The sequence below is a fragment of the Streptomyces sp. M41(2017) genome (genome assembly GCF_002078175.1).
In the GTDB taxonomy this organism is placed as follows: domain Bacteria; phylum Actinomycetota; class Actinomycetes; order Streptomycetales; family Streptomycetaceae; genus Streptomyces.
Genome location: NZ_MWFK01000001.1, coordinates 2738344 through 2764899, shown reverse-complemented (window position 1 = coordinate 2764899; position 26556 = coordinate 2738344). Strand labels below are relative to the sequence as shown.

Genomic DNA, 26556 nt, shown 5'->3' with positions numbered 1-26556 from the left:
TTAGGCGATCACCACCTTGACGATGCCGGTGAGGGCGATCTGGGCGAGGGAGAGGGGGACGAGGAGGGTCCAGGAGAGTTTCTGGAGCTGGTCCTCGCGCAGGCGGGGGTAGGTGACGCGGAGCCAGATGACGACGAAGGCGAGGATCGCGGTCTTCAGCAGCGTCCACACCCAGCCGAGGCCGTCGGCACCCCAGGGGCCGTGCCAGCCGCCCAGGAAGAGGACGGTGGTCAGCCCGCACAGGACGACGATTCCGGCGTACTCGGCGAGCAGGAACAGGGCGAAGCGCAGGCCGGTGTACTCGGTGTACGCGCCGAAGATGATCTCGGAGTCGGCGACGGGCATGTCGAAGGGGGGCCGCTGGAGTTCGGCGAGGCCGGCGACGAAGAACACGATCGCGCCGACGATCTGCCAGGGCAGCCACCACCAGTGGAAGGCGTCCACGATCCCCGGCAGCGACACCGTGCCGGCTGCCATCGCGACCGAGGCGGCCGTCAGGAGCATGGGGAGTTCGTAGGCGAGGAGTTGCGCGGCGGTGCGCAGGCCGCCGAGGAGGGAGAACTTGTTGGCGGAGGCCCAGCCCGCCATGAGCGAGCCGAGGACACCCACGCCCATCACGGCGAGGACGAAGAAGATGCCCGCGTCGACGACCTCGCCGACCGCGCCCTCCCCGGGACCGATGGGGATCGCGAGGAGGACCAGGAGGTACGGGAGGAGGGCCACGGCGGGCGCGAGCTGGAAGACGCGGCGGTCCGCCTCCGCCGGGACGATGTCCTCCTTCTGCGCGAACTTGACGCCGTCCGCGACCAGTTGGGCCCAGCCGTGGAACCCGCCCGCGTACATCGGGCCGAGGCGGCCCTGCATGTGGGCCATCACCTTGTGCTCGGTCTGACCGACGATCAGGGGGAACGTCAGGAACACGACGAAGACGACGATCAGGCGGAGGGCGACGTCGAGAGCGTCGTTCACTGCGGTCCTCCTGAGGGGTCGTCGTCGGAGCTTCGGGTGGGCGCGGCCTCGGGGGCTGGTGCGGGGGATGGCTCAGGAGCTGGTTCGGGCGCGCGGTCCGACGCAGAGCCCCGGTCGGACGCAGAGTCCCGGTCCGGCCCAGAGTCACGGTCCGACGCAGAGTCACGGTCGGGCTCAGAGTCAGGGTCCGGCCCGGAGTCCCGGTCCGCCCCAGGGTCACGGTCCGACCCGGAGTCACGGTCGGGCTCAGAGTCACGGTCGGGCTCAGAGTCAGGGTCCGACCCGGAGTCCCGGTCCGCCCCGGAGTCACGGTCCGCCCCAGAGTCACGGTCCGACCCAGAGTCATGGTCCGCCCCAAAGTCACGGTCCGCCCCAGAGTCCCGGTCAGGGTCCGAGGCCGCTCCGGACTCCGGACCACGCGCCGGATGAGTACCGGAACCGGAACCGGACTCGGCATCGGGCTCGGCGCCGGACGCCGTGTCGGCCGTCGGGCCGGGCTGGACGCCGGGCTCGGGCTCGCGCTTCGGCCCACCATCGGACGCGGGCTCGGGCTCGGCCGTCGGCCCAGACTGGACGCCGGGCTCGGGGAGCGGCCCAGCATCGGACGCGGGCTCGGACGCGGGCTCAGACGCAGGCTCGGGCTCGGACGCGGGCTCGGGCTCTGCCCCCTGCTGCCCCGCCGTCTTCGGCCCCTGCCTCGACCCCTGCTTCGGCGCTTGCTTCGGCTTCTCGTCCTCGAACGCGGGCTTCGGTTGGTGCCAGGGCGCGTCGGCTGCCGGGGCCGTGTGAGCCTCCGGAGGGGTCGGCTCGGCCTGAGGCGTGTCCCCGGACGGAGCGCTCGGACCGGAAGCCGACTCCCCGGCATCCGTGGGCCCCGCCTCCGCCGGCGTCACCGTCTCGGCCGCCCGCTGGCTCGCCGATCCCTGCCCGGCGCTGCGGGTGCGGCGGGCCGGCCGGCCCGGGCGGGCCGTCTCGGCGCCGGAGGCGGCACCCTCACCGGCTGGGGCCGCACCTGCGGCTGCGCGAGCCGCACCCTCGGGAGCCGCACCCGCGACCGTGCCGGCGCCCGCCGTCTGCGGGCCGGCGCCCGCTCCGGGACCCGGCGCTGTCTGGCCGGCCGAGCCCTCGGCCGCCGTGCGGGTCCTGCGGACCGGGCGGTCCCCCGCCGCGCGGGCCGCGCCGCGGGCGGGACGGGACGGTGCCGGGGGGAGCTGGCCCTTGAGCGGACCCCACTCATTGGGGTCGGGGACACCGGGCGGGAGTATCTGGCGGCGCTTCGGGCCGCCGTGCTCGGACTCGCCCGGTTCCTTCGCGCCGGGCCAGGCCTTGGCGACGCGGGCGGCCAGGACGAAGTCCTTGCGGAGGGGGTGGCCCTCGAAGCCCTCCGGCAGCAGCAGGGGGTCGAGGCCGGGGTGCCCCTCGAACTCCACGCCGAACATCTCGTGGGTCTCGCGCTCGTGCCAGCCGGCGCCCGCGTAGACGGAGACGGCCGACGGGAGGACCGGACCGGTGTGCGGGACGGTCGTACGGACGAGGAGACGGCGGACCGGGGACAGGGCCACGACGTGGGCGCTGACGCGGAAGCCGGTACCGGGCTCGTCGACGGCGCTCAGCCAGTCGAAGTAGGTGCAGCCGAGGGTGTCACGGGCCGTTTCGAGGGCCGTGATCCAGGCCGTGGGCGGTACGTCGACGGTGAGGACCTCGTAGGACTCCTCGGCCGTGGCGTCGGGGCCGAAGAGTTCCTCGGCGGGGGCGGGGAGCCAGCCGACGGTCATCGGTCCTCCTCGCCCGAACGGGGAGCGGGATCGGGAGCGGGAGCATCGGTCGCGGACGGTGACGCCTCTTGGGCCGGTGAGGAGGTACGGCCCTCCTCCGCCTCGGGCGGCTGCGGCGCCGCGCTCGCGGGGACGGGGGGCTTCACCAGGCCGCTCTGCAGGGCGGCGGCGGACGGCCGGGCCGTGCCGTACCGCTCCCCCAGCGACTCCCGGGCGATCTTCTCCTGGAGCTTGAGGATGCCCTGGAGCAGCGCCTCGGGGCGGGGCGGGCACCCGGGGACGTACACGTCGACGGGGATGATCTGGTCGACGCCCTTGGTGACGGAGTAGGAGTCCCAGTAGGGACCGCCGCAGTTGGAGCAGGCGCCGAAGGAGATGACGTACTTCGGCTCGGGCATCTGCTCGTACAGGCGCTTGACGGCGGGGGCCATCTTGTCGGTGACCGTGCCGGACACCACCATCAGGTCCGCCTGGCGGGGGCCGGGCGCGAAGGGGATGACGCCGAGCCGGATGAAGTCGTGCCGGGCCATCGACGCGGCGATGAACTCGATCGCGCAGCAGGCGAGGCCGAAGTTGAAGACCCAGAGCGAGTAGCGGCGGCCCCAGTTGAGGACCACCTTCATCGGCTCGGGGGCGAGCCGGGCGAGCGCGCCGAGCCGCTTGGGCTCGGGCAGCAGGACCGGTTCCGGGGCGGAGGGGGTCACGTCCATGTGAGGACGCCCTTCTTGTATGCGTACAGCAGGCCCACGGCGAGGAAGCCGAGGAAGATGAACATCTCGACGAGCGTGGCGGCGCCGTAGCCGGGAGCGGCGAAGACCGTGGCCCAGGGGAACAGGAAGATCGAGTCGACGGCGAAGATGACGTAGAGGAACGCGTACACGTAGTAGCGGACCTGGGTGTGGGCCCAGCCCTCGCCGACGGGGTCGACGCCGCACTCGTACGTCAGGAGTTTCTCGGGGGTGGGGACCACGGGCCGCAGCAGGCGGCCGGCCCCGAACGCGACGGCGACGAAGAGCACGCCGACGACGGCGAGCAGTCCGACGACCGAGTACGACTGGAAGTAGTCCGCCGCGACGACGGACCCGGTCGCCGTGACAACGGTCGGTTCCGGCACGTCAGCCCCTCACTCCCTGACCTCGTTGCGCCCCGCCGTGCGCCGTCGCGCAGTCGGTGATGCGCCGTGTTCGACGATCTGTACGGACGGGAGTCTAGGGCCTGCTAAAGAGAGCGTAAGCAGCCCGTCACACCTCGGCCATCCCCCGACCACCGGGCACGCGTTCACGTCTCATGGTGTGAACGGCTCCCCGCCGGCCTCGCGCGTCCCGCCCCGCCGTCACCCCTGAGGGTGGGGTTATCCCCAGTGCATCGCGGCGGCCCACCTCATGGCGCGGCGGCGCGCCGCCGGGCAGGCTAGCGGATATGACCGAACGCATCACGCCCACCGGTCCGTCGGACGGACCGTCCGACGGCGACCGGCTGCCTCCCGCGCGCTTCGCCCTGGACCGGCAGACCTGGAAGGAGATCGCGCATCTCCTGCTGAACCTGCCGGCCTCGCTCGTCGGCTTCGTGTACGTGGTGACGATGCTGGCCACCGGTGCCGGGCTGGCGGTCACGGTGATCGGGCTGCCGCTGCTCGCGGGCGGACTGCGCGGTTCGCGGCAGTTGGGCAAGGCGGAGCGGGCGCGGGCACGGCGGCTGTTGGGGCTGCGGATCGACGAGCCGAGCCCGCTGCCGGTGCGGCGCACCGGTCTCTTCGGCTGGCTGTGGTCGAGCCTGAAGGACCCGGTGGCCTGGCGGGCCACGCTCTACGACTTCATAAGGCTGCCGTGGGGCATCGCCACCTTCACCATCACGCTGGTGTCGCTGTTCGTGCTGTGGCCGGTGCTGCCGTTCCTGGCACGGGGGCTGACGAACGTGGACCGGGCGCTGGTGCGCGGACTGCTGTCGCCCGACGACGCGCTGGAGAAGCGCATCGCCGAGCTGGAGTCCGACCGCGGAGTGGTGGTGGACGCGGCGGCCGCCGATCTGCGGCGCATCGAACGCGATCTGCACGACGGGGCACAGGCCCGGCTCGTCGCGCTGGCGATGGGACTCGGTCTGGCCAAGGAGAAGCTGCTGGAGGATCCCGACGCGGCGGCCGTGATGGTCGACGAGGCGCACGGCGAGGTGAAGCTCGCTCTGCAGGAGCTGCGCGATCTGGCCCGCGGTATCCACCCGGCGGTCCTCACGGACCGGGGTCTGGACGCGGCCCTGTCCTCCGTGGCCTCGCGGTGCACGGTGCCGGTGAAGGTGACGGCCGACCTGGAGGCGCGGCCGGCGGCGGCCATCGAGGGCATCGCCTACTTCACCGTCTCCGAGCTGCTCCAGAACGTCAGCAAGCACAGTGGTGCGCGCTCGGCGTCCGTCGACGTCTGGCGGTCGGACGACCGTCTGCTCATCCAGGTCAGCGACGACGGCCACGGCGGCGCGGGCCTCGACGGCGGCACGGGCATGGCGGGGCTCGCCGACCGGCTGGGGGCGGTGGACGGCCTGTTCGTCGTCGACTCGCCGGAGGGCGGCCCGACGGTCGTCACGGCCGAACTCCCGTGGCGGGCACGCGAGGACGGGCCCGCACGATAACGAGGGGCAACGGCACGTACGCGCCCCGGACCGAAGGCCGCACGGTGAACCACCGTGCGGCCTTCGGCGTCCGGCCGGTACGGGGAGGCGGCCGTAGGTCCCGCGTACGGGAGGACCGGCCGCGGGTCCGGTGCTGGAGGGACCGGCGTCCGGCCGGTACCGGAGGGGCGGGTGGCCATAGGTAGGGAAAACCCCCGGGCCGAGACGCCGACCCGCTCCATGGTCCGCGGGCCGCGCGGACAGCAGAGTAGGGGTACGAGCCGACGCGCGGAACGAGTCGAGGCGCAGGACGCGACGAGAGAAACGGACGGACCGATGGCCACGGAGTACGGAAACGGATACGGGCACCGGAGCGGGCCCGGATTCGACGGGGCGGGTGCCGGCGAGCGGCGACACCGGCTTCCGGCCCCGCTCCGGGCACCGATCGAGGCCCGCAGCTGGCGGGAGTTCGGCTACGTGATGCTGGGTCTGCCGCTCGGCATCCTCATGTTCACGTTCGCCGTCACCATGGTGTCGCTGGGCGCGGGTCTGCTCATCACCTTCCTGGGCGTCCCGGTGCTCGCCGCCGCGCTGGCCGGCTGCCGCGGCTTCGGCTCGCTGGAGCGGGCGCGGGCACGCGGGCTGCTGGATGTCGAGGTGGCCGACCCCGAGCCGCTGCGGGTGCGCAAGCAGGGCCCGATGGCGTGGATGGGCGCGGTGCTCAGGAGCGGTGCCTCGTGGCGGCACCTGCTGTACGCGGTGGTCCAGTTCCCGTGGGCGGTGTTCTCCTTCACGGTGGCGCTGAGCTTCTGGTTGTACGGGTGGGCGCTGCTCACGTATCCGCTGTGGTTCTGGGTCTTCCCGATGTACGCGGGCCAGGGCGGCCTCCAGCTGTACGGCGACGGTACGCACTCCGTGTACCTGGACAACCCGTTCGAGATCACGATGACCGCGCTGCTCGGGCTGCTGTTCACGATGGCGACCCCGTGGATCGTGCGGGCGCTGACGAGCGTGGACCGGCTGATGGTGCGCGGGCTGCTCGGCCCGTCGCGGCTGGCGACCCGTGTGGTGGAGCTGGAGTCCGACCGGGGGGCGGTCGTCGACACCGCGGCGGCCGACCTGCGGCGCATCGAACGCGATCTGCACGACGGGGCGCAGGCCCGGCTCGTCGCGCTGGCGATGGACCTGGGGCTCGCCAAGGAGAAGCTGACCGAGGACCCGGAGGCCGCCGCGCGGATGGTGGGCGCGGCGCACGGTGAGGTGAAGACGGCCCTCCAGGAGCTGCGGGACCTCGCGCGCGGCATCCACCCGGCGGTGCTGACCGACCGGGGCCTCGACGCCGCACTGTCCTCCGTGGCCTCGCGGTGCACGGTGCCGGTGCGGGTGGAGGTCGACCTGCCGTCCAGGCCGATGCCCGCCATCGAGGGCATCGCCTACTTCACCGTCTCCGAACTGCTCCAGAACATCAGCAAGCACTCCCGGGCGACCCGGGCGAGCGTGGACGTGTGGCGGGTCGAGAACCGGCTGATGCTCCAGGTCGTGGACAACGGAGTGGGCGGGGCCGACGCCTCCTCGGGTTCGGGCCTCGCGGGACTCGCGGAACGGCTCGACGCGGTCGACGGGATCCTCGTCGTGGACTCGCCGGTGGCCGGCCCGACGCGGATCACGGCGGAACTGCCCTGGCGGGGCTGAACCGCCCCTGCGGGCCGCCGCCCCACCACGGGGCGGTCACGGCCCGGCGGGACCGACCGACCGGGCGGGGCCGAGAGGCCCCGCCACACCCGCGCGTACGCTCCGGCACCACCGGACCGGCGCGCGACCCAGCCGTCCGGAACCGCCGGCCGGTCTGCTGCATCACCCTCCACCCCCCTCCGGAACCACACCTCCACAGACCCCTGGCGTATTCACGCCGCCCGGGCGCGCCCCGATCGGAATGCTGGAATGCTGGGGTCAGTCGTACGAACGCTGTCGTACGAGCGGGGACGAACCCGGCGGGTCCGGGGACGGCCCGGGGCGGGCTCTGGGGGGCCGAAGAATCGTGGAGGACAGGGTGCGGGTCGTCATCGCCGAGGATTCAGTGCTGCTCAGGGAGGGCCTGACCCGGTTGCTGACCGACCGGGGGCACGACGTGGTGGCGGGGGTCGGGGACGGCGAGGCGCTGATCAAGACCATGGCGGAGTTCGCGGCGCAGGGCGCGCTGCCGGACGTCGTGGTGGCCGACGTACGGATGCCGCCGACGCACACCGACGAGGGCGTGCGGGCGGCCGTGCAGCTGCGCAAGGCGCATCCCGGACTCGGTGTGCTCGTGTTGTCACAGTACGTGGAGGAGCGGTACGCCACCGAACTGCTGGCCGGTTCCAGTCGTGGCGTCGGTTATCTGCTCAAGGACCGGGTCGCCGAGGTGCGCGAGTTCGTGGACGCCGTGGTGCGGGTGGCCCAGGGGGGTACCGCACTCGACCCGGAGGTCGTGGCGCAGTTGCTGGGCCGCAGCCGCAAGCAGGACGTGCTGGCCGGACTGACGCCGCGGGAGCGGGAAGTGCTGGGGCTGATGGCCGAGGGCCGGACCAACTCCGCCGTCGCGCGCCAGCTGGTGGTGAGCGACGGGGCGGTCGAGAAGCACGTCAGCAACATCTTCCTGAAGCTCGGCCTGTCCCCGAGCGACGGGGACCACCGGCGTGTTCTGGCCGTTCTGACCTATCTGAACTCCTGACCATCTGACACTGTGTCAGTTGTCGGACAGAACCAGGAGGCAGACCGGGAGCGTCGTTCGGGGAGAGAACCGAGGGCGGGGAAATCATGACAAGTCAGGGCGTCAGGCCGTCTCAAAATGGTGTCCATCATGCGAATGGCCGAAGGAAGGCGACCCTTACGGACGTAGGGTTGAAAAGGGAAGGGTCTACGGCAGGACCCCGCCCGGACAGCCGCCTCAAAGGAGGTCCAGTTCAGTGACGAGCCAGGTCAGTAGCCCAACGGAGCAGGCCGACGAAGCCCTCGTGGGAGAACAGCGCAAACCGGTGGGGACGAAGGACGTCCGCCGGCTCGACCGGGTCATCATCCGGTTCGCGGGGGACTCGGGTGACGGGATGCAGCTCACCGGTGACCGTTTCACTTCGGAGACGGCCTCGTTCGGCAACGACCTCTCGACGCTGCCGAACTTCCCGGCCGAGATTCGCGCGCCCGCAGGAACCCTGCCGGGCGTTTCTTCTTTTCAACTGCACTTCGCCGACCACGACATCCTCACCCCGGGTGACGCGCCGAATGTGCTGGTGGCGATGAATCCGGCCGCGTTGAAGGCGAACATGGCGGATGTGCCACGGGGTGCGGAGATCATCGTGAACACGGACGAGTTCACGAAGCGGGCGATGCAGAAGGTCGGGTATGCGACCAGTCCGCTGGAGGACGGTTCGCTCGATGGGTACAGCGTGCATCCGGTGCCGTTGACGACGATGACGGTGGAGGCGCTGAAGGAGTTCGACCTCTCGCGCAAGGAGGCCGAGCGGAGCAAGAACATGTTCGCGCTGGGGTTGTTGTCGTGGATGTACAACCGGCCGACGGAGGGTACGGAGAAGTTCCTGGCGGCGAAGTTCGCGAAGAAGCCTGAGATCGCGGCGGCGAACCTGGCGGCGTTCAGGGCGGGTTGGAATTTCGGGGAGACGACGGAGGATTTCGCGGTCTCCTACGAGGTGGCTCCGGCGGCGCAGACGTTCCCGACGGGTACGTACCGCAACATCTCGGGGAATCTGGCGCTGTCGTACGGTCTGATCGCGGCGTCCCGGCAGGCGGATCTGCCGTTGTATCTGGGTTCGTATCCGATCACTCCGGCTTCGGACATCCTGCATGAGTTGAGCCGGCACAAGAATTTCGGGGTGCGCACGTTCCAGGCGGAGGACGAGATCGCGGGGATCGGGGCCGCGTTGGGGGCCGCCTTCGGTGGTTCGCTGGCGGTCACGACGACGTCGGGGCCGGGTGTGGCGCTGAAGTCGGAGACGATCGGGCTGGCCGTCTCGCTCGAACTGCCGTTGCTGGTCATCGACATCCAGCGGGGTGGGCCGTCCACGGGTCTGCCGACCAAGACGGAGCAGGCCGACCTGTTGCAGGCGATGTACGGCCGCAACGGCGAGGCCCCGGTCCCGATCGTCGCGCCCATGACGCCGGCCGACTGCTTCGACGCGGCGATGGAGGCCGCGCGGATCGCCCTGGCCTACCGGACGCCCGTACTGCTCCTCTCCGACGGCTACCTCGCCAACGGCAGCGAGCCGTGGCGGGTCCCCGAGGTGGACGAACTCCCGGATCTACGGGTCCAGTTCGCGCAGGGTCCGAACCACACCCTGGACGACGGCACCGAAGTCTTCTGGCCGTACAAGCGTGACCCGCAGACGCTGGCCCGTCCCTGGGCGGTCCCGGGGACGCCGGGGCTCGAGCACCGGATCGGCGGGATCGAGAAGCAGGACGGCAGCGGGAACATCTCCTACGATCCCGCCAACCACGAGTTCATGGTCCGCACCCGGCAGGCCAAGATCGACGGCATCCAGGTCCCCGACCTCGACGTCGACGACCCCACCGCGGGCACCGACGAGGCCGCCGACACCCTTGTCCTGGGCTGGGGTTCCACCTACGGGCCCATCACCGCGGCCGTGCGCCGACTGCGTGCCGCGGGCGTTCCCATCGCGCAGGCCCATCTGCGCCACCTCAACCCCTTCCCGCACAACCTGGGCGAGGTGCTGGGGCGTTACGACAAGGTGGTGATCCCGGAGATGAACCTCGGGCAGCTCGCCACCCTGATCCGGGCCAAGTACCTGGTGGACGCCCACTCGTACAACCAGGTCAACGGCATGCCGTTCAAGGCTGAGCAGCTCGCCACCGCGCTCAAGGAGGCCATCGATGGCTGAGACGTCCACGGAAGGCACGGGCACGATCGAGGCGCTTTCACTCGTCCCCAAGGCCGAGGCCAGACAGTCCATGAAGGACTTCAAGTCCGATCAGGAGGTGCGCTGGTGCCCGGGTTGCGGTGACTACGCGATCCTGGCGGCCGTGCAGGGGTTCATGCCGGAGCTGGGGCTGGCGAAGGAGAACATCGTCTTCGTCTCCGGGATCGGCTGCTCCTCGCGGTTCCCGTACTACATGAACACCTACGGGATGCACTCGATCCACGGGCGTGCTCCCGCGATCGCCACCGGACTGGCCTCCTCGCGCCGGGATCTGTCCGTGTGGGTGGTCACCGGGGACGGCGACGCGCTGTCCATCGGCGGCAACCACCTCATCCATGCCCTGCGCCGCAACGTGAACCTGAAGATCCTGCTGTTCAACAACCGGATCTACGGCCTGACCAAGGGGCAGTACTCGCCGACCTCCGAGGTCGGGAAGATCACCAAGTCGACGCCGATGGGCTCGCTCGACGCGCCGTTCAACCCGGTGTCCCTGGCGATCGGCGCGGAGGCCTCGTTCGTGGCCCGCACGGTCGACTCCGACCGCAAGCACCTCACCGACGTCCTGCGCCAGGCCGCCGCCCACCCGGGCACCGCGCTGGTGGAGATCTACCAGAACTGCAACATCTTCAACGACGGCGCCTTCGAGGTCCTCAAGGACAAGCAACAGGCCGAGGAAGCCGTCATCCGCCTCGAACACGGCCGGCCCATCACCTTCGGCACCGACCAGTCCAAGGGCGTCGTCCGCGACCCCGCCACCGGCGACCTGAAGGTCGTGGCGGTCACGGACGACAACCGGGCGCAGATCCTCGTCCACGACGCCCACTCCCCCAGCCCCACCACCGCGTTCGCGCTGTCCCGCCTCGCCGACCCCGACACCCTGCACCACACCCCCATCGGTGTGCTCCGCTCGGTCGAACGGCCGGTCTACGACACGCAGATGGCGGACCAGCTGGACGCGGCCATCGAGCAGAACGGCAAGGGAGACCTCGCGGCACTGCTCGCCGGCGGCGACACCTGGACCGTCGTCGGCTGAGGCTCCCGGCCGGACCGCGGCTCGGCCGATTCCCTCGGCCGGGCCGCGCGGTTCACGGTTCGCGGTGCGCTGCGCACGGTTGGCCGTTCGCCGTTCGCGTTCGCCGTTCGCCGTTCGCCGTTACGAGGAGACCCGGGCCCTGAGCGCCCGGGTCTCGTCGTACGCGGTGCGGGACTGCTCGACGTCGGCCATGCGCTTCTTGGTCCACATCGCGAGTCCCCGCACCTGCTCCGCGGCCTCGCGGCCCAGCTCGGTGAGTGAGTAGTCGACGCGCGGCGGGATCACCGGCTTCGCGTCACGGTGGACCAGCCCGTCCCGCTCCAGGGTCTGCAAGGTCTGGGTCAGCATCTTCTCGCTGACGGGCCGGCCGACCCGGCCCACCGCCCGGCGCAGCTCGCTGAACCGGTACGGGCGCTCCAGCAGCTCGATCAGGACGAGGACGCCCCACCGACTCGTGACGTGTTCCAGGACCAGGCGGTAGGGGCACATCGCCTCACCGGCGTCGTACCCCTCCGCCGTCTTGCCGCTTACTGTCATGCCAGTACCTTACTTCAAGGTGGGTACTATCCAACAGTTAGCGCACCTCCTATGGTGAGTGTCATCCGCACCCCACAAGGAGATGCACGTCATGAGCATTGTCGTCACCGGAGCCACCGGACACCTCGGCCGTCACGTCGTCGAGCAGCTGCTGGAGAAGGTCCCGGCCGAGCAGATCACCGCCGTCGTACGCGACGAGGCCAAGGCCTCCGACCTCGCGGCCCGGGGCGTACGGCTCGCGGTCGCCGACTACAACGCGCCCGCCACCTTCGACGGCCTCTTCTCGGCCGGCGACAAGGTGCTGCTGATCTCGGGCAACGAGTTCGACAAGGGCCGCGTCGGACAGCACCAGGTCGTCATCGACGCCGCCAAGGCGGCCGGTGTCGCCCTGCTCGCCTACACGAGCGCCCCCGGCGACCTCACCGCCGCCCTCGCCGACGACCACCGCGCCACCGAGGAGGTCCTCCTCGCCTCCGGAGTGCCCTACACGCTGCTGCGCAACGGCTGGTACCACGAGAACTACACCGAGAACCTCGCCCCCGTCCTGGAGCACAACGCCGTCGTGCAGGCCGCCGGTGACGGCCGGATCGCCTCCGCGTCGCGCGCCGACTACGCCGCCGCCGCGGTCGCGGTGCTGACCGGCGAGGGCCACGAGAACGCGACGTACGAGCTGAGCGGCGACGAGGCGTGGGGATTCGTCGAGTACGCCGCCGAGCTGAGCCGGCAGACCGGCAAGGAGATCGTCTACCGCCCGGTCTCCCCGGAGGCCTTCACCGGCATCCTGACCGGCGCCGGACTGCCCGAGGTCCTGGCCGGGATCCTCACGGGTGTCGAGTCCTCCATCGAGAAGGGCGAGCTGGCCGCCACCAGCGGCGATCTGTCGCGGCTGACCGGGCGTCCGACCACCCCGCTCGCGGAGGCCGTCGCCGCCGGGCTCAAGGGCTGATCCCGCAGGACCGAGGACCGGTCCGGCCGGAGCCGCGGGCGGGATCCGGCGGTACGCCAGCCGGCCTCGGCCCCCGGACTCCGGGTGCGGGGGCCACGCCGCTGCCTGTCATGACCGTATGGCGATACGGGCATGACAGGCGGCGGTGTGCGGCGCTACCTTCTTGGAGGCCGCACGCAGGGTTCCGACGGCTCGGGACCGGCCGGGCGGTGGGGGCGCGGTGGGCGTCCGTAGCGCGCGCGAGAAGGAGTTGCCGGTGGCCGGGAAGCCGAGGGGCGAGCAGCACATAGGTCTGCTGAACGGCTTCGCCGCATACGGCATGTGGGGGCTCGTCCCCCTCTTCTGGCCGTTGCTCAAACCGGCCGGAGCGGCCGAGATCCTCGCCCACCGGATGGCGTGGTCGCTGGTCGTCGTCGGTGCCGCGCTCCTCGTCATGCGACGGTGGGCCTGGGCGGGCGAGCTGCTGCGGCAGCCGCGCAAGCTGGGCCTCGTCACCGTCGCGTCCGCGGTCATCACCGTCAACTGGGGCGTCTACATCTGGGCGGTGAACTCCGGACACGTGGTCGAGGCCTCGCTCGGCTACTTCATCAACCCCCTCGTGACCATCGCGATGGGCGTGCTGCTCCTCAAGGAACGGCTGCGTCCGGTGCAGTGGGCCGCCGTCGGGGTCGGCCTCGCCGCCGTCGTCGTCCTGACCATCGGGTACGGCCGGCCGCCGTGGATCTCCCTCTGCCTCGCCTTCTCCTTCGCCACGTACGGCCTCGCGAAGAAGAAGGTCAACCTCGGCGGCATCGAGTCGCTCGCCGCCGAGACGGCGATCCAGTTCCTTCCGGCCGTGGCGTACCTGCTCTGGCTGGGGTCACGGGGTGACGCGACCTTCGGTACGGAGGGCGCGGGGCACGCGGCGCTGCTCGCGGCGACCGGCGTGGTCACCGCGATCCCCCTCGTCTGCTTCGGCGCCGCCGCGATCCGCGTGCCGCTGTCCACGCTCGGCCTCCTCCAGTACCTGGCGCCCGTCTTCCAGTTCCTCCTCGGCATCTTCTACTTCCACGAGGCCATGCCCGCCGAGCGGTGGGCCGGGTTCGCGCTCGTCTGGGTCGCCCTGTCACTGCTGACGTTCGACGCGCTGCGGACGGCCCGGCGCGGGGCGCTGGCACTGCGGGATTCGGCCCGGGCCGGGACCGCCGGAGAGCCGGCGGTCCCCGTCGTACCGGAGCGCGCGTAGCGCTGCGCCCGGCGCCGGATGGTGGTGGCGGGTCCCGTGCGGCCGGGTGCGTGACGCGGCCGTGCGGCCCTCCGACGCTTGAGGAGCCGGGTCCGGGCGCAGCCCCAGGGACAGGGCCGAGGGGGCGAAACCCCGCTTCACGCGCGAGGGGCGTGATGGGTGCGTATAAGTGAAGGCATGACGCCGACTCCCGTACCCGTCCACTGGAAACTCGTCATCGACGCCGCCGATCCCCACGCCCAGGCCGACTTCTGGTCCGCCGCGCTGGGGTACACGGCCGAGGACAACAGCGCCCTCATCGAGCAGTTGCTCGGTCTGGGCGCCCTCCCGGCCGAGGCCACCGTCGACTTCCACGGCCGCCCGGCCTTCCGGGACCTGATCGCCGTACGGCACCCCGACGACCCCTACGACACCGAGCGCGGCACCGGTCTCGGGCGGCGGATCCTCTTCCAGCGGGTCCCCGAACCCAAGACGGGCAAGAACCGCCTCCACCTCGACCTGCACCCCGGCGAGGGACGCCGTGACGACGAGGTCGAGCGGCTGCGTGCGCTGGGGGCGGCCGTCCTGCGGGACGTGAAGGAACCGTCCGGCGCGTGGGTGGTGATGGCGGACCCCGAGGGGAACGAGTTCTGCGTGCACTGAGGGGCCGTACGGGCCCCGTCCTCAGCGGTGGTGGGCCCGGGTCGGTGACGGGGCGGATGCCCGTCGGGTGACGGGCGGCCTGCGGGTCATTTCCCGGGTCGTCTCGACGCGTTCCTCGTTCAGTGCCCGCGCGGACGCCGGGGCCGGCCCCAGGCGCAGGTGGGACGCCACCGTCGGCGGCAGCTTCCCGCCGACCGCCAGATCGGTCGCGACGTGGGAGCGGAGCGCCGCGACCACCGCCAGGTGACGCCGCAGCTGTGCGGGCGGGAGCGACGCGACGGAGACGTTCACGGCGGCGCGTACGTCCGCCGGGTTCGTCGGGATGGGCGCGGCGCCCTGCGCGTTCGGCGTGCGGGGGCCGGGCGCCGAACCGCGGCCGGGTGCGGTCCCGCCGCCCGGACGGCCCGAGGGGTCGGACGCCGGCGACTGGACCGTGCTCCAACTCATCATGCCGGTCAGCTCATTGACGCTCACCACCACGCGGGGGCGCGGTGCCGTCCCGGTGGGGGCGCCGTGGGACAGCGGTGAGCGGCTGTACGCGGCGGTGACCCGGGCGCGGTCGAGCACCGGAGAGAGGAGCGCGCCGGACGTGCGGGCTGCGCCGCTCGTGGAAGGGGTGGGAGCGGGTTGCTGCGGCGCGGGTGCGGGCCTGTTCCCGAGCTCGTCGGCGGACCTCTCGGCTCGTCGCCCGCCGGGCACTCTCCGCTTTCCCGATCGCCTCCCCATCGGCTGATCCCCTTCCGCCACCGGTTCCCGTGGGTCTGCTTCTTCCCCCTACCTCCCCCTGATGCGCCGCCGCCACTCGCCCCGGGAGCCGCGGGCCGGCCGGGAAGGGTCGTTCACAGGGAGCGGGCGCGCTCGGTGAGGCGCCCCATACGGGTGCGGGCGGACTCCAACTGCCCGATGTCGTCGGCCGCCGGACCGCCGTCGGCGGCGAGTTCGGCCCAGACCCCGATCAGGTCCCGCCCGAGGTGCAGGCCCTGGAGCGGATCGCGCACGGCCCGCCAGGCGGTGGCCGCGCTCTGCACGTTGCCGTACGCGCCCTCCGCGTCCCGCTGCCGCCGCCGCACCCGTGCCAGATCGAGCGAGAGGTGGAACGACCTCAGCGCGTCACCCGCCAAGTAGGCGATGTAGGCGGTCAGTTCGCGCAGCTTCAGCACTTCGGGGTGATCATCGCCGAGCGCCTGTGCCGCTGCCGCGACCGTGCGTTCCGCCGTCCCCGCGGCCTCGTCGATACGGCCCATCTTCACGGCCTCGTTGATCCGGGCGACGGGCTCTGCGTAGAACGCCGTCGTGCCCCGCCCCGGGTCCGAGGTGTCCGGGTCCGGCGCGAGCACGGCCTCGGCCACCGCGTCGAAGCCGCGCACGGGAGCGGGCTTCGGGTCCGGTTCCCGCTCGGATGCGAGCAGGGACAGCGCCTCCGTCGCCGGGGCCGAAGGCTTCGGCGCGGGAGCGGACGGCGGCTCGACGACGGGGTCCATCACCGGTGCCGGGCCGAACCGCCCCAGTGGAGCGGGCACCGGTGCCGGCGCCGACCTCAGCACCTGGGTCACCCCACCGCCGGGCAGGGGCAGGAACTCCGGCTGGGGATCGGCGTCCGGCTCGACGTGCGGCTGCGGCCGCATCTTGCGCAGGACCACGGTGGACGGGGCGGAGGTCACGGGCTTCACCGTTTCGGCGGGCTGGGTCGGCTCGACAGGCTGGGTCGGTTCGACGGGCTCGGGCGCCCTCACGGGTGCCGGTGCGGATGCGGGTTCAGGTGCGGATGCGGGTGCGGATGCGGATGCGGGCGCCGACTGTGGGGCCGACGGCGCCGCTTCCGGACGCGGCGGCGTCCCTTCCGGGCGCGCCGACGTCCGTACCGGCTCTCCCGTGTAACGACTGGAGCCGTCGGCGGACACCTGGAGCGGTACGACGAAGCCGATGCGCTCGTCGTGCACGCTGGCGAGGACGGGGTGGCCGACGGCCAGCGCGAGACGGTGGAGGTGCCTGAGGATCGCGGCCTGCACCGGCTCCCCCGGCTTGGCCACGATCGGCCTTCCGTCGGCCGTCGCCACCACGGAGGCGGCCTCGGCGGACGCCGGGGCGGCGGACGTCGCCGGTACGCGCACCTCGATCGGGGTCTCCCCGGTGGCCGGCTGCCCCCCGGCACCGGCCGCCGGGTACTGCCGCTGAGGTTCTCGCTGCTGATCGCGGCTGAGTCGAGACATCGGTTCCCTCACGAAGGGGTGGTCGGGGGCGAGGACGGGATCGGGTGCGGGGACGAGGAACGGGGCGGTGACGGCGGGTGCGGCGCGTCCGCCGTCGACGCGGTGGACACGGGCCGGCGGAGTGGATGCGGGCCGCCGCGGGACGGGATCGCGGCCGTGACCGTGGTCCCTGTGCTCGTACCCGCTCGGCGGCGGGTACGCACACCCCCGCTACGCCACCCGGTCGCTCCCGTACGCGTGGTCCTCATCCTCGCCTCCCCCACCCTTCGGTCCCCGCAGGGGTTCCGGATCCGCGGACGGCCGCTCTTCACGCCGTGGGGTGGAGGTGCGGACCGGCCGAGCGGCTCCGCCGTCCCACGATCAGCTCCCGCCGCTCCCCGGCCCGGTCGGCGCCGCCCGGAGTCGAGTCTCCCCGATCCCCCTTGTTTCCCAGGTCACCACGACGTCACAGGCTCGTCCCAGGGCAGGTCGGGCACCCTGGACAACTAGATGCGTGCGCATATATTGTCCACGCATGCAGTCGCCGCGTCGCGTTCCGTGGCGCGTACCCCAGGGGGAGCCATGACCCGGAATTTCCTGTTCGTGCTGGGCAGCAGCCGCGCCGAGGGCAACACCGAGCTGCTGGCCCGCAAGGCCGCCGAGCAACTGCCGCCGGACGTGGGGCAGCGCTGGCTGAATCTGGCCGATCACGCTCTCCCCGACTTCGTGGACCTGCGCCGCGACAGCGACCACGTCCGTCCCCCCACCGGCACCGTCCCGGGGCTGCTCCTGGACGCCACGCTCGCGGCCACCGACATCGTGATCGCCTCGCCGCTGTACTGGTACTCGGTGTCCGGCCTCACCAAGCGCTACCTGGACTACTGGTCGGGCTGGCTCCGCACGCCCGGCATCGACTTCAAGGAGACCCTCGCCGGGCGCACCCTGTGGGGTGTCACCGCCCTCGCGCACGAGGAGCAGGCGGTCGCCGATCCGCTGGTGGGCACGCTGAACAACTCGGCCGCCTACATGGGGATGCGGTTCGGCGGTGTCCTGCTCGGCAACGGCAGCCGGCGCGGCGACGTACTGAACGACGCCGACGCCCTGGCCCGGGCGAAGACCTTCTTCGCGCAGGAACCACCGCTCGCCCGCTTCCCGTACGAGGGATGAGCGCCCCGCGTCCGGGCGCCGTCAGGCGGTGATGTCCTTGGCCGTGAAGCGCGCCCAGGCAGCCGAACCGAACACGGCCGCGTACAGCGCCTGGAGGCCGAGGTTGCGGGTCAGGTCGTCCCAGTAGACCGGGTCGCGCATGAGGTCGGCGAAGGACAGCCAGTAGTGGGAGAAGAAGTACGGCTGGAGCGCGTGCAGCTGCGGGATCTGGTCGAGGATCTGGACGGTGATGAGCAGGCCGACCGTCGTCGCCATGGCCGCGATGCCGCTGTTGGTGAGGGTCGAGACGAACAGGCCGAGCGCGGCGACGCCGATCAGTGACGCGGCGACGGCGAGGGCGATGAGCAGCGCCCGGCCGAGACCCTCGGTGAAGCCGATGCGGGTGCCGGAGATGGTGGTCAGCTCGCCCAGTGGGAACAGCAGTGCGCCCACCGTGAGCGCGGACACCGCCACGACCAGGGTCGCGACCAGGCAGAACGTCATCGTGGTCGCGTACTTGGTGAGGAGCAGCCGGGTGCGGCCCGCGGGCGCGACGAGGAGATAGCGCAGGGTGCCCGCGTTGGCCTCGCCGGCGATCGCGTCGCCCGCGATGACCCCGACCGCCATCGGCAGGAAGAAGGGGAGGGTCGCGGCCAGCGCCGTGAACACCAGGAACAGGCCGTTGTTGGTGATCTGCGCGATGAACGCGGGGCCCTCGCCGCCGCCTCCGCCCGCGGACGACCCGTCGCTCGTCTCGATCCGGATCGCCACCCCGATGAGGATCGGCACGGCCGCGAGGACGCCGAGCAGGGCGATCGTCCGCCAGCGCCGGAAGGTGGTGACCAGCTCGCTGCGGAAGAGACCGAGGGTCCAGAGGGGGTTCGGTTTCCGGCCGGACCGCGGGCTGCGTGCCGCGGAGGCGGCGGGGCCGGGCGGCGTCGTGTCCGGCCCGCCCGTCCCGGGGGTGGCCGGCGCGCCCGTCCCGGGGGTGGCCGGCACGCCCGTCCCGGGGATGGCCGACGCGCCCGTCCCGGGGATGGCCGGCCCGACCGGTGCCGTGTCCGTCGCCACGTCGGCACCCTCCCCGGTGCGGCCCGTCTCCGGAACGCTCTCAGCCCGCGACATCGAAGCCCTCCCCCGTCAGTGCCACGTAGGCGTCCTCCAGCGAGGCCCGTTCGATCCCGAAGCCGCGGACCCGGACACCCGCCGTGACCAACGCGGCGTTCAGGTCGGCGAGTTCGCGGTCCGGTGGTTCGGCGGTCACGCCCGTCTCCGTCATGACGAGATCCGTCACGCCCTGCTCCTTGAGCACCCGGGCCGCGTCGCCCCCGTCCGGGGTGGTCACGACCAGCCGCCCGCGTGCGCCCGCCGCGAGATCGGCGACGGCGCCCTGGGTGATGAGCCGGCCCCGCGCCATCACGGCGGCGTGGGTGCAGACCTGCTCGATCTCGTCGAGGAGGTGCGAGGAGAGGAAGACGGTCGTGCCGTCGGAGGCCAGTTCCCTGACCAGGGAGCGGATCTCGCGCATGCCCTGCGGATCGAGGCCGTTGGTCGGTTCGTCCAGGACGAGCAGGCGGCGCGGCTGGAGCAGCGCGGCCGCGAGCCCGAGCCGCTGCTTCATGCCCAGGGAGTACGCCTTCGCCTTCTTGGCGCCCGCCGCGGTCAGCCCGACCCGGTCGAGGGCGGCGGCGACGCGGGCCCGCCGGGTGCGGGGGTCGGCCGCCGGGTCGGCGGCGTCGTACCGCAGGAGGTTGTCCCGCCCGGAGAGGAAGCCGTACAGCGCGGGGCCCTCGATCAGGGCCCCGACGTGCGGGAGCACGGCCCGCGTGGCCCGGGGCATGGGCTGCCCCAGGACACGGGCCGTGCCCGAGGTCGGCTCGATCAGGCCCATCAGCATGCGGATGGTGGTGGTCTTGCCCGAGCCGTTCGGCCCGAGGAAGCCGAAGACGCTGCCCGCCGGGACGGTCAGGTCCAGACCGTCCACGGCGAGCTGTCCGCCGCGGTAGCGCTTGCTCAGTGAGCGCGTCGCGATCACGGCGTCGTCGTCGGACGCGGCGCCGCGCGCGGCGTTCGCCGGATCGGGCTCGGCGGCGGACAGCTCCTGCATGGGCTCCCTCGGTTCGGCGTGCCTGCGGGAATCAGTGGGCCGCGTCGGCCGCCTTCACCAGCGCGGCCTTGGTGACGGCACCGGCGTACACCTTGCCGTCGTCCGTGATCAGCGCGTTGACCAGGCGGGTGGAGAAGACCGTGCCCGAGCCGAACTTTCCGGTGACGTGGTCGCCGAGGGAGTTCAGGAAGCCGTCGACGTCACTGTTGCCGGACGAGCCCTTCGTGCCGGAGGGCATGCCCTTGCCGCCCGTGTCGAACTCCGCGATGGTGCTCCAGCCCTTGCCGATGGTCTTCACTCCGTCGAGGCCGGCCAGATCCTTGTCACCCTTGCGGAGCGACTCGTCGCCCTTGGGGGACGCCTTGTCCGGACCCCGGTGCCCCGGCGTCTTCCCGGCGCTCTCGTGGTCGTCGCCCTCGGTGACCTTCGCGCCCTTCGGCGGGGTGAAGGCGAACGTCGACGCGGCGGGCCGGGAGAAGTCGACCTTGGTGAAGCCCGCGTCCACGACGGCCGCGCCACCGCTCGCCGGGGTCAGCGTGAACTTCAGCGGCAGCCCGGTCTTCGCGTCCACCGCGATGCTGATCGCGCCGACCGTCGAGCCGGACTGCCGGGGCTTGACGACCAGCTTGTACGCGTCGCGGCCCGCGACCTGCGCGGTGCCGTCGACGGTCACGGACGTCGTGTCGTCCACGGACTTGAGGGCCTCGTCGGCGAGGTCCTTGGGAGTGGCCGGCACGTCGTGCGGCGCCTTGCCCTTCGCGCCCGCGGACTCGGGGGCGGTCGCGTGGTAGACCTCGTTCGACTTGCTGTCGTACCCCCACACGTCCTTGCCGTTGTGGATGACGCTGTACTCGGAGGCGTTGTCGAGGAGGGAGACCTTGCCCTTCTCGGGTCCGTCGGCGGCGACGCGCAGCGTGTGCGTGCCGGAGGCCAGCTCCATGAGCTTGGACTGCGGGTCGGCGGAGGAGCCGCCGTCGCCCTTGACGGCGCCGGACGCGAAGCCGCCCGCCAGGCCGCCCAGGTCGGGCAGTCCGAGGTCGGTGGTGATCTTGACCGTGCCGGACAGCTGCTGGACGTCCGACTTGGCGATCTTCTCGATGAGTTGCTGCGCGGTGACCTTCGGCAGGTCGGGGTCTCCGGACGAGGCGAGTGCGGGGACGAGCCCGATGGTCGCCGCCGCCACCCCCACCACCGCGACCGGAACGACGTACCGCGCGGCCCTGTGTCGCCCGGCCCGCACGTCGTCGGCCTCGTCGGCGGCCTTCGCGCTGTCGTCGGTTTCGTACGGTGCCATGTGTGCCTTACCTCCGTCGTCGGCGGCGGCTCTGTGGTCCTGCCCCTGCTCCACCCCTAAGCCGCCATTCTCACCCGAACCGGTGAGGAGTGGTGCTCTCCATATGACCAAATCGGCGCGATGGAAGCGTCAGCCCGCGGAATCAACTCCGCGTAGTCCTGCGGTATGACACGAAAGGGCGGCGCCTGCCCCGACCCGTAGGGGTCGTACCGGGGCGGGCGCCGCCCTCTCGGCACGGCGGGGCACCGACGGCCCGGAAGGACCGCCGGGAACGCCCGTGCCGGCTCGGACGACAGGCAGGCGGGCCGGTCAGCCGGCCCGGTGCACCACGGCGTCCGCCAGCTCGACCAGAGCGGCCTTGGCGTCGCACTCGGGCAGCGGGGCCAGCGCGGAGCGCGCGTCCTCCGCGTACCGCACGGTGTCCCGGCGGGCCTGCTCCAGCGCGGGGTGCTCCCGCAGCCGGGTCAAGGCCTCGGCGTGCCGCGCGTCGTCCGTGAGGTCGGAGTCCAGCAGCTCGCACAGCGCGATGTCCTCGGCGAGGCCCAGCCGCTCCGCGCGCTCGCGCAGCCGCAGCACCGGCAGCGTGGGGATGCCCTCACGCAGGTCGGTTCCCGGGGTCTTGCCCGACTCGTGCGACTCGGAGGCGATGTCGAGGACGTCGTCCGCGAGCTGGAAGGCGACGCCGAGGCGCTCGCCGTACTGCGTCAGCACGTCGACGACCGTCTCGTCGGCGCCGGACATCATCGCGCCGAAGCGGCACGCGACGGCGACCAGCGAGCCGGTCTTGCCGCTCAGCACGTCGAGGTAGTGATCGACCGGGTCCCGGCCGTCGCGCGGACCAGCGGTCTCCAGGATCTGGCCGGTCACCAGGCGCTCGAACGCCTCGGCCTGGATGCGGACCGCGTCGGGCCCGAGGTCGGCCAGGATGTACGAGGCGCGGGCGAAGAGGAAGTCTCCGGTGAGGACGGCCACCGAGTTGCCCCAGCGGGCGTTCGCGCTGTCGACACCGCGCCTGACCTCGGCCTCGTCCATCACGTCGTCGTGGTACAGCGTGGCGAGATGGGTCAGCTCGACGACCACGGCCGAGGGCACGACACCCGGCGCGTAGGGATCACCGAACTGCGCGGCGAGCATCACGAGCAGCGGCCTGAACCGCTTTCCCCCGGCACGCACGAGGTGCTGGGCGGCTTCCGTGATGAAGGGGACCTCGCTCTTGGTGGCTTCGAGCAAACCCTCCTCGACAGCCGCCAATCCGGCCTGGACATCGGCTTCGAGAGCCTGGTCCCGCACGCTCAGCCCGAACGGCCCGACGACGGTCACGAGAGGTTCTCCTGTCTGCTGACGATCACATGGCGAACTCGGTCGATCATTCGGTCGATGACACGGTTTGTCGATGTGTCGCTGCCATCACTCAAGTCAGCGTATCCGGTCACGTTTCGATCACCACGAGCGCCCACCGTCCCCCGGCCGAGTCGACTCCGCCAGGACGTACGCGGGATGACACCTGTAGGGCACACGCAACACCCCCGTCCGCCTCGCTCCGCGAGTACCCCTCCTCCCGGGCAGTATCCGGAGGCCGACGGTATGTTCATGATCAGTTGATACGAGCTGACATACGACGACATGTACCGAGTCCGAGGTACGCGGAAGAGGGTGGCAGTGTCCCGCAGCTCCGTGGAAGCCGAGCCCGGCCCTCCCCCGGCCGACGACACCGCCTTCTTCGGCCAGCCCAGGGGGCTCCTGACGCTCTCCGGCCTGGAGGTCTGGGAGCGCTTCTCGTTCCTCGGCATGCAGGCGATCCTCGTCCTCTACTTCGCCGACACCGTGTCCCACGGCGGGCTCGGCATGGCGCCGGGCACCGCCGCCTCGGTCTCGGCGGCGTACGGAACGCTCGTCTACCTGGTCTCCGTCGCCGGGGGCTGGCTCGCCGACCGGATGCTCGGCGCGTACCGCGCGGTCCTGTGGGGCGGCATCCTGATCGCCTGCGGCCACTACGCCATGGCGATCCCGGCGGCCGCCGCGACCTGGGCGGGCCTCGGCCTGATCAGCGCGGGCACCGGCCTGCTCAAGCCGAACGTCGCCACCATGGTCGGCAAGCTCTACCGGACCGACGACGAGCGCCGCGACGCCGGTTTCGCCCTCTACTACATGGCGATCAACATCGGCGCCTTCGCCGGCCCCCTGATCACCGCCTGGCTCGGCGACCACGAGGGCTGGCACTGGGGCTTCTCGGCGGCGGCGGTCGGCATGACCTTCGGCCTGATCCAGTACGTGGCGGGCCGCCGTCACCTGGCCGGGCGCACCCGCGCGGCGGAATTCGCCCTCGCGCCGGACGCCATGCGCCGCGCCGTCCGCGGGATCGTCCTCGGCCTGCTGGCCGTCGCGGTCCTCGCCGTGCTCCTCGCCTCCGTCGGCTGGCTGACCATGGACCGCTTCGTCGACCTGCTGACCGTCATCTCGGTGATCCTGCCCATCGTCTATTTCTGGGTGATGTTCACCAGCCCCCGGGTGACGTCCGAGGAACGCGGCAGGCTGCGCCCCTACGTGGTCCTCTTCCTCGCCTCGACCGTCTTCAACTTCATCCTCTTCCAGGCGTACTCCACGATGATCCTGCTGGCCTCGTCGAACGCCGAGTCGACGATCTTCGGCTTCGACTTCCCGGCCGGCTGGTACGCCTCCGCTCTGGGTGCCTTCGAGGTGGCCCTCGCGCCGGTGGTGGCCGCCGTCTGGATGCGGATGGGCACCCGTCAGCCGCACGCCTCGAACAAGATCGCCCTCGGGGTCGTGCTCGGCGGTCTGTCGTTCCTGCTCATCGTGCTGCCGACCTCCGGCCACAGCGGGGACGACTACCTCATGTCGGTCTGGTGGATCGTCGGCTCCTATCTGCTGCTCGGCCTCGGTGACGTCCTCCTGGAGACGTCCGGCCTGTCCGCGACCACCAAGCTCGCTCCGGTCGCCTTCTCCAGCCAGACGATGTCCCTCTGGTTCCTGTCCCTCGCGCTCGCCAACGGCATCCAGGCCCAGACGGTGAAGTTCTACGACGACGTCTCCAAACCCGCGTACTTCGGCGTCAACGGCGCGATCGCGGTGGCCGCGGGCCTCGCCGTGATGGCCGCCGCCCCCTGGCTCCGCCGCACGATGCATCCCGTCCACTGAGGTGACCCGCATGCGCATCCGTACGTCCTTCCCCTACGAGACCGTTCACGAGGACGTCCTCGTCCCGCTCCCGGACGGCACCCGGCTGTACGCCCGGATCTGGCGGCCGGTGACGGAAGAGCCCGTACCGGCGCTCCTGGAGTACCTCCCGTACCGGCTGACCGACTGGACGGCACCGCGCGACTGGCAGCGCCATCCCTGGTACGCCGGGCACGGCTACGCCTCCGTCCGCGTCGACGTGCGCGGCCACGGCAACTCGGAGGGCATGCCGGGCGACGAGTACTCCGAGACCGAGCTGGCCGACGGGGTCGCCGTGGTGGAGTGGCTGGCCGCCCAGCCGTGGTGCACCGGCCGGGTCGGCATGTTCGGGATCTCCTGGGGCGGCTTCAACTCCCTCCAGATCGCGGCCCTCGCGCCCGAGCCGCTCAAGGCGGTCGTCACGGTCTGCTCGACGGACGACCGCTATGACAACGACGTGCACTACACGGGTGGTTCCGTCCTCGCCGTCGACATGCACGCCTGGGCGGCCACCATGCTCGCCTTCGTCGCCCGCCCGCCGGACCCGGTGCACGTGGGTGAGGTGATGTGGCGCGACATGTGGACCGAGCGACTGGAGGCCGTCGACCCGTTCATCCACACCTGGCTGGCGCACCAGACCCGGGACGCCTACTGGCGGCACGGCAGCGCCTGCGAGGACTACGGCTCGATCCGCGCGGCGGTCCTCGCGGTCGGCGGCTGGCACGACCCGTACCGCGACACGGTGCTGCGCCTGGTCGAGAACCTGCCGCCGGACCGCGTCCGCGGTCTCATCGGCCCCTGGTCCCACCAGTACCCCGACCGGGGCCTGCCGCCGGGACCGGCCATCGGCTTCCTCCAGGAGACGCTCCGCTGGTGGGACCACTGGCTCAAGGACGAGGACTCGGGCGCGCTCGCCGTCCCCCTCCTGCGCTCCTACGTCATGGACGCGCATCCTCCGGCGACGGTCTACGCGGAGCTGCCGGGCCGCTGGGTCGGCGACCCGACGTGGCCCTCGCCGTCGGTCACCCCCGTCCCGTACGCGTTCCAGGGCGCTCCGCGCCTGGTGCGCTCCCCGCAGCACACGGGGGTCGACGCGGGCCGTTTCTTCCCGTTCGGGAACGACGCGGACCTGCCGCCGGACCAGCGCGAGGAGGACGCCCGGTCCGTCTGTTTCGAGTTCGAAGTGCCGCAGGAGACGTGGGTGTTGGGCCGCCCCCGGGTCCGGCTGCGGCTGACGTCGGCGTCCGCCCGGGGCCAGGTGATCGCCCGGCTGTGCGACGTGGGCCCCGACGGCGCCTCCACCCTCGTCACCCGGGGCGTCCTCAACCTGTCGGCACGCCGGGGCCGCGACCAGGCGGTTCCCTGGGAGCCGGGGACCACGGAGGACGTGGAGTTCGAGCTGAACGGCATCGGCTACGCGTTCCCCCCGGGCCACCGCATCCGCCTGAGCGTCTCCTCGGCGTACTGGCCCTGGGTCTGGCCGCAGCCCGGCTCCGAGGCCGGCTTCACGCTGGACCCGGCGGGCAGCAGCCTGGAACTCCCCGTACGGACACAGGAGTCGGACCCCTCCATCGGCTTCGGGGAGGCGGAGGAGGCCGAGCCGCTCGGCGTGGTGGTCCCGGTGACGCTCGACGAGCCGCGCCCGGAGCGCCTGGTCCTGCGTGACGTGGCCGCGGGCACCTGGCGGCTCGACGTGGACCCCCGCTACGGCGGCACCCGCGTGTATCCCGACGGTCTGGAGTTCACGGAGGAGGCGCGGGAGACGTACGAGATCGACGAGAGGGACCCGCTCTCCGCCCGCGCCCGCTCCACCTGGTCGGTCCGGCTGCACCGCCCCGACCTTCCCTGGGACGCCCGCGTCGAGACGACATCGGCCATCACCTGCGACGCGCGGGACTTCATCACGTCCAACGAGGTCGTCTGCCGGGACGGCGACGAGGTCGTCTTCCACCGGACCTGGGAGAAGCGCATCCCGCGCACCGCGGGCTGAACA

Annotated in this window: 22 protein-coding genes; 11 read left to right on the top strand and 11 right to left on the bottom strand. The window is 71.9% G+C overall.

Going from position 1 to position 26556, the window contains the following annotated elements:
- From B0675_RS12130 to B0675_RS12115, 4 genes are read right to left on the bottom strand one after another with little or no spacing between them, the layout of a single operon-like run.
- Window positions 1-969, bottom strand: a complete 969-nt coding sequence (locus B0675_RS12130; RefSeq protein WP_081218821.1) for a complex I subunit 1 family protein — start codon at window positions 967-969, stop codon at window positions 1-3.
- Complete coding sequence (locus tag B0675_RS12125; RefSeq protein ID WP_081218820.1) at window positions 966-2744, bottom strand: NADH-quinone oxidoreductase subunit C; 1779 nt, start codon at window positions 2742-2744, stop codon at window positions 966-968. Before B0675_RS12125 ends, B0675_RS12130 begins: the two co-directional genes overlap by 4 nt.
- Complete coding sequence (locus tag B0675_RS12120) at window positions 2741-3454, bottom strand: NADH-quinone oxidoreductase subunit B (RefSeq protein ID WP_081218819.1); 714 nt, start codon at window positions 3452-3454, stop codon at window positions 2741-2743. The genes B0675_RS12125 and B0675_RS12120 overlap by 4 nt, the downstream gene beginning before the upstream one ends.
- The gene (locus B0675_RS12115) at window positions 3445-3858 is read right to left on the bottom strand and encodes an NADH-quinone oxidoreductase subunit A (RefSeq protein ID WP_081218818.1); all 414 of its coding nucleotides are present in this window, start codon (window positions 3856-3858) and stop codon (window positions 3445-3447) included. The genes B0675_RS12120 and B0675_RS12115 overlap by 10 nt, the downstream gene beginning before the upstream one ends.
- A 305-nt stretch (window positions 3859-4163) precedes the next feature.
- Here B0675_RS12115 and B0675_RS12110 point away from each other — a divergent pair, with 305 nt between their 5' ends.
- The 5 genes from B0675_RS12110 to B0675_RS12090 all read left to right on the top strand — a co-directional run bounded on the left by B0675_RS12110 (window position 4164) and on the right by B0675_RS12090 (window position 11303).
- Window positions 4164-5363, top strand: a complete 1200-nt coding sequence (locus B0675_RS12110; RefSeq protein ID WP_081218817.1) for a sensor histidine kinase — start codon at window positions 4164-4166, stop codon at window positions 5361-5363.
- Between the two features lie 315 nt (window positions 5364-5678).
- Complete coding sequence (locus tag B0675_RS12105; RefSeq protein WP_081218816.1) at window positions 5679-7034, top strand: sensor histidine kinase; 1356 nt, start codon at window positions 5679-5681, stop codon at window positions 7032-7034.
- Between the two features lie 358 nt (window positions 7035-7392).
- Complete coding sequence (locus B0675_RS12100) at window positions 7393-8052, top strand: response regulator transcription factor (RefSeq protein ID WP_277625246.1); 660 nt, start codon at window positions 7393-7395, stop codon at window positions 8050-8052.
- Window positions 8053-8287: 235 nt separating this feature from the next.
- Complete coding sequence (locus B0675_RS12095) at window positions 8288-10231, top strand: 2-oxoacid:acceptor oxidoreductase subunit alpha (protein WP_081218814.1); 1944 nt, start codon at window positions 8288-8290, stop codon at window positions 10229-10231.
- Window positions 10224-11303 carry a 2-oxoacid:ferredoxin oxidoreductase subunit beta gene (locus tag B0675_RS12090; protein ID WP_081218813.1) on the top strand — a complete coding sequence of 360 codons (1080 nt, stop codon included), beginning with the start codon at window positions 10224-10226 and terminating at the stop codon, window positions 11301-11303. The genes B0675_RS12095 and B0675_RS12090 overlap by 8 nt, the downstream gene beginning before the upstream one ends.
- A 120-nt stretch (window positions 11304-11423) precedes the next feature.
- Here B0675_RS12090 and B0675_RS12085 read toward each other — a convergent pair whose 3' ends face one another.
- Window positions 11424-11840: a helix-turn-helix domain-containing protein gene (locus B0675_RS12085; protein WP_081218812.1), complete on the bottom strand. Its 417-nt coding sequence runs from the start codon at window positions 11838-11840 to the stop codon at window positions 11424-11426.
- Between the two features lie 91 nt (window positions 11841-11931).
- Between B0675_RS12085 and B0675_RS12080 the strand changes: the two genes are divergently transcribed.
- The 3 genes from B0675_RS12080 (at window position 11932) to B0675_RS12070 (ending at window position 14653) form a co-directional block, all read left to right on the top strand.
- Complete coding sequence (locus B0675_RS12080; RefSeq protein WP_081221744.1) at window positions 11932-12786, top strand: SDR family oxidoreductase; 855 nt, start codon at window positions 11932-11934, stop codon at window positions 12784-12786.
- Between the two features lie 256 nt (window positions 12787-13042).
- Entirely contained in the window at window positions 13043-14011 is a 969-nt protein-coding gene (rarD, locus tag B0675_RS12075) for an EamA family transporter RarD (protein ID WP_081218811.1), read from the top strand.
- 177 nt (window positions 14012-14188) lie between these two features.
- Entirely contained in the window at window positions 14189-14653 is a 465-nt protein-coding gene (locus B0675_RS12070) for a VOC family protein (RefSeq protein ID WP_081218810.1), read from the top strand.
- 21 nt (window positions 14654-14674) lie between these two features.
- Here B0675_RS12070 and B0675_RS12065 read toward each other — a convergent pair whose 3' ends face one another.
- Complete coding sequence (locus B0675_RS12065) at window positions 14675-15220, bottom strand: hypothetical protein (protein ID WP_081218809.1); 546 nt, start codon at window positions 15218-15220, stop codon at window positions 14675-14677.
- Between the two features lie 272 nt (window positions 15221-15492).
- Window positions 15493-16863, bottom strand: coding sequence for a tetratricopeptide repeat protein (locus B0675_RS12060; protein ID WP_081218808.1), 1371 nt, complete (start codon window positions 16861-16863; stop codon window positions 15493-15495).
- A 561-nt stretch (window positions 16864-17424) separates the two neighbouring features.
- Between B0675_RS12060 and B0675_RS12055 the strand changes: the two genes are divergently transcribed.
- A complete protein-coding gene (locus B0675_RS12055) occupies window positions 17425-18009 on the top strand; it encodes an NAD(P)H-dependent oxidoreductase (protein ID WP_081218807.1) in 585 nt (194 codons plus the stop codon).
- Between the two features lie 21 nt (window positions 18010-18030).
- Here the strand turns inward: B0675_RS12055 and B0675_RS12050 are convergent, their stop codons facing one another.
- The 4 genes from B0675_RS12050 to B0675_RS12035 all read right to left on the bottom strand — a co-directional run bounded on the left by B0675_RS12050 (window position 18031) and on the right by B0675_RS12035 (window position 22709).
- Window positions 18031-19113, bottom strand: a complete 1083-nt coding sequence (locus B0675_RS12050; RefSeq protein WP_241539764.1) for an ABC transporter permease — start codon at window positions 19111-19113, stop codon at window positions 18031-18033.
- Window positions 19100-20095 carry an ABC transporter ATP-binding protein gene (locus B0675_RS12045; RefSeq protein ID WP_081218806.1) on the bottom strand — a complete coding sequence of 332 codons (996 nt, stop codon included), beginning with the start codon at window positions 20093-20095 and terminating at the stop codon, window positions 19100-19102. The genes B0675_RS12050 and B0675_RS12045 overlap by 14 nt, the downstream gene beginning before the upstream one ends.
- Window positions 20096-20126: 31 nt before the next feature.
- On the bottom strand, window positions 20127-21389 hold the full coding sequence (locus tag B0675_RS12040) for a DUF2092 domain-containing protein (protein WP_081218805.1): 1263 nt from the start codon (window positions 21387-21389) through the stop codon (window positions 20127-20129).
- A gap of 309 nt (window positions 21390-21698) precedes the next feature.
- Entirely contained in the window at window positions 21699-22709 is a 1011-nt protein-coding gene (locus B0675_RS12035) for a polyprenyl synthetase family protein (RefSeq protein ID WP_081218804.1), read from the bottom strand.
- A 339-nt stretch (window positions 22710-23048) separates the two neighbouring features.
- Here B0675_RS12035 and B0675_RS12030 point away from each other — a divergent pair, with 339 nt between their 5' ends.
- Together B0675_RS12030 and B0675_RS12025 are read left to right on the top strand one after the other, a co-directional pair.
- Window positions 23049-24545, top strand: coding sequence for a peptide MFS transporter (locus tag B0675_RS12030; protein WP_081218803.1), 1497 nt, complete (start codon window positions 23049-23051; stop codon window positions 24543-24545).
- A 10-nt stretch (window positions 24546-24555) separates the two neighbouring features.
- Window positions 24556-26553 carry a CocE/NonD family hydrolase gene (locus B0675_RS12025; RefSeq protein ID WP_081221742.1) on the top strand — a complete coding sequence of 666 codons (1998 nt, stop codon included), beginning with the start codon at window positions 24556-24558 and terminating at the stop codon, window positions 26551-26553.
- The last annotated feature ends 3 nt before the right edge of the window (window positions 26554-26556 follow it).

Excerpts from the sequence above, each read along its gene's own strand:
- B0675_RS12125 (WP_081218820.1), bottom strand. The coding sequence starts at position 2,744 with ATGACCGTCGGCTGGCTCCCCGCCCCCGCCGAGGAACTCTTCGGCCCC.
- B0675_RS12120 (WP_081218819.1), bottom strand. The coding sequence starts at position 3,454 with ATGGACGTGACCCCCTCCGCCCCGGAACCGGTCCTGCTGCCCGAGCCC.
- B0675_RS12110 (WP_081218817.1), top strand. The coding sequence starts at position 4,164 with ATGACCGAACGCATCACGCCCACCGGTCCGTCGGACGGACCGTCCGAC.
- B0675_RS12105 (WP_081218816.1), top strand. The coding sequence starts at position 5,679 with ATGGCCACGGAGTACGGAAACGGATACGGGCACCGGAGCGGGCCCGGA.
- B0675_RS12090 (WP_081218813.1), top strand. The coding sequence starts at position 10,224 with ATGGCTGAGACGTCCACGGAAGGCACGGGCACGATCGAGGCGCTTTCA.
- B0675_RS12085 (WP_081218812.1), bottom strand. The coding sequence starts at position 11,840 with ATGACAGTAAGCGGCAAGACGGCGGAGGGGTACGACGCCGGTGAGGCG.
- B0675_RS12080 (WP_081221744.1), top strand. The coding sequence starts at position 11,932 with ATGAGCATTGTCGTCACCGGAGCCACCGGACACCTCGGCCGTCACGTC.
- B0675_RS12070 (WP_081218810.1), top strand. The coding sequence starts at position 14,189 with ATGACGCCGACTCCCGTACCCGTCCACTGGAAACTCGTCATCGACGCC.
- B0675_RS12060 (WP_081218808.1), bottom strand. The coding sequence starts at position 16,863 with ATGTCTCGACTCAGCCGCGATCAGCAGCGAGAACCTCAGCGGCAGTAC.
- B0675_RS12055 (WP_081218807.1), top strand. The coding sequence starts at position 17,425 with ATGACCCGGAATTTCCTGTTCGTGCTGGGCAGCAGCCGCGCCGAGGGC.
- B0675_RS12050 (WP_241539764.1), bottom strand. The coding sequence starts at position 19,113 with ATGTCGCGGGCTGAGAGCGTTCCGGAGACGGGCCGCACCGGGGAGGGT.
- B0675_RS12045 (WP_081218806.1), bottom strand. The coding sequence starts at position 20,095 with ATGCAGGAGCTGTCCGCCGCCGAGCCCGATCCGGCGAACGCCGCGCGC.
- B0675_RS12040 (WP_081218805.1), bottom strand. The coding sequence starts at position 21,389 with ATGGCACCGTACGAAACCGACGACAGCGCGAAGGCCGCCGACGAGGCC.
- B0675_RS12025 (WP_081221742.1), top strand. The coding sequence starts at position 24,556 with ATGCGCATCCGTACGTCCTTCCCCTACGAGACCGTTCACGAGGACGTC.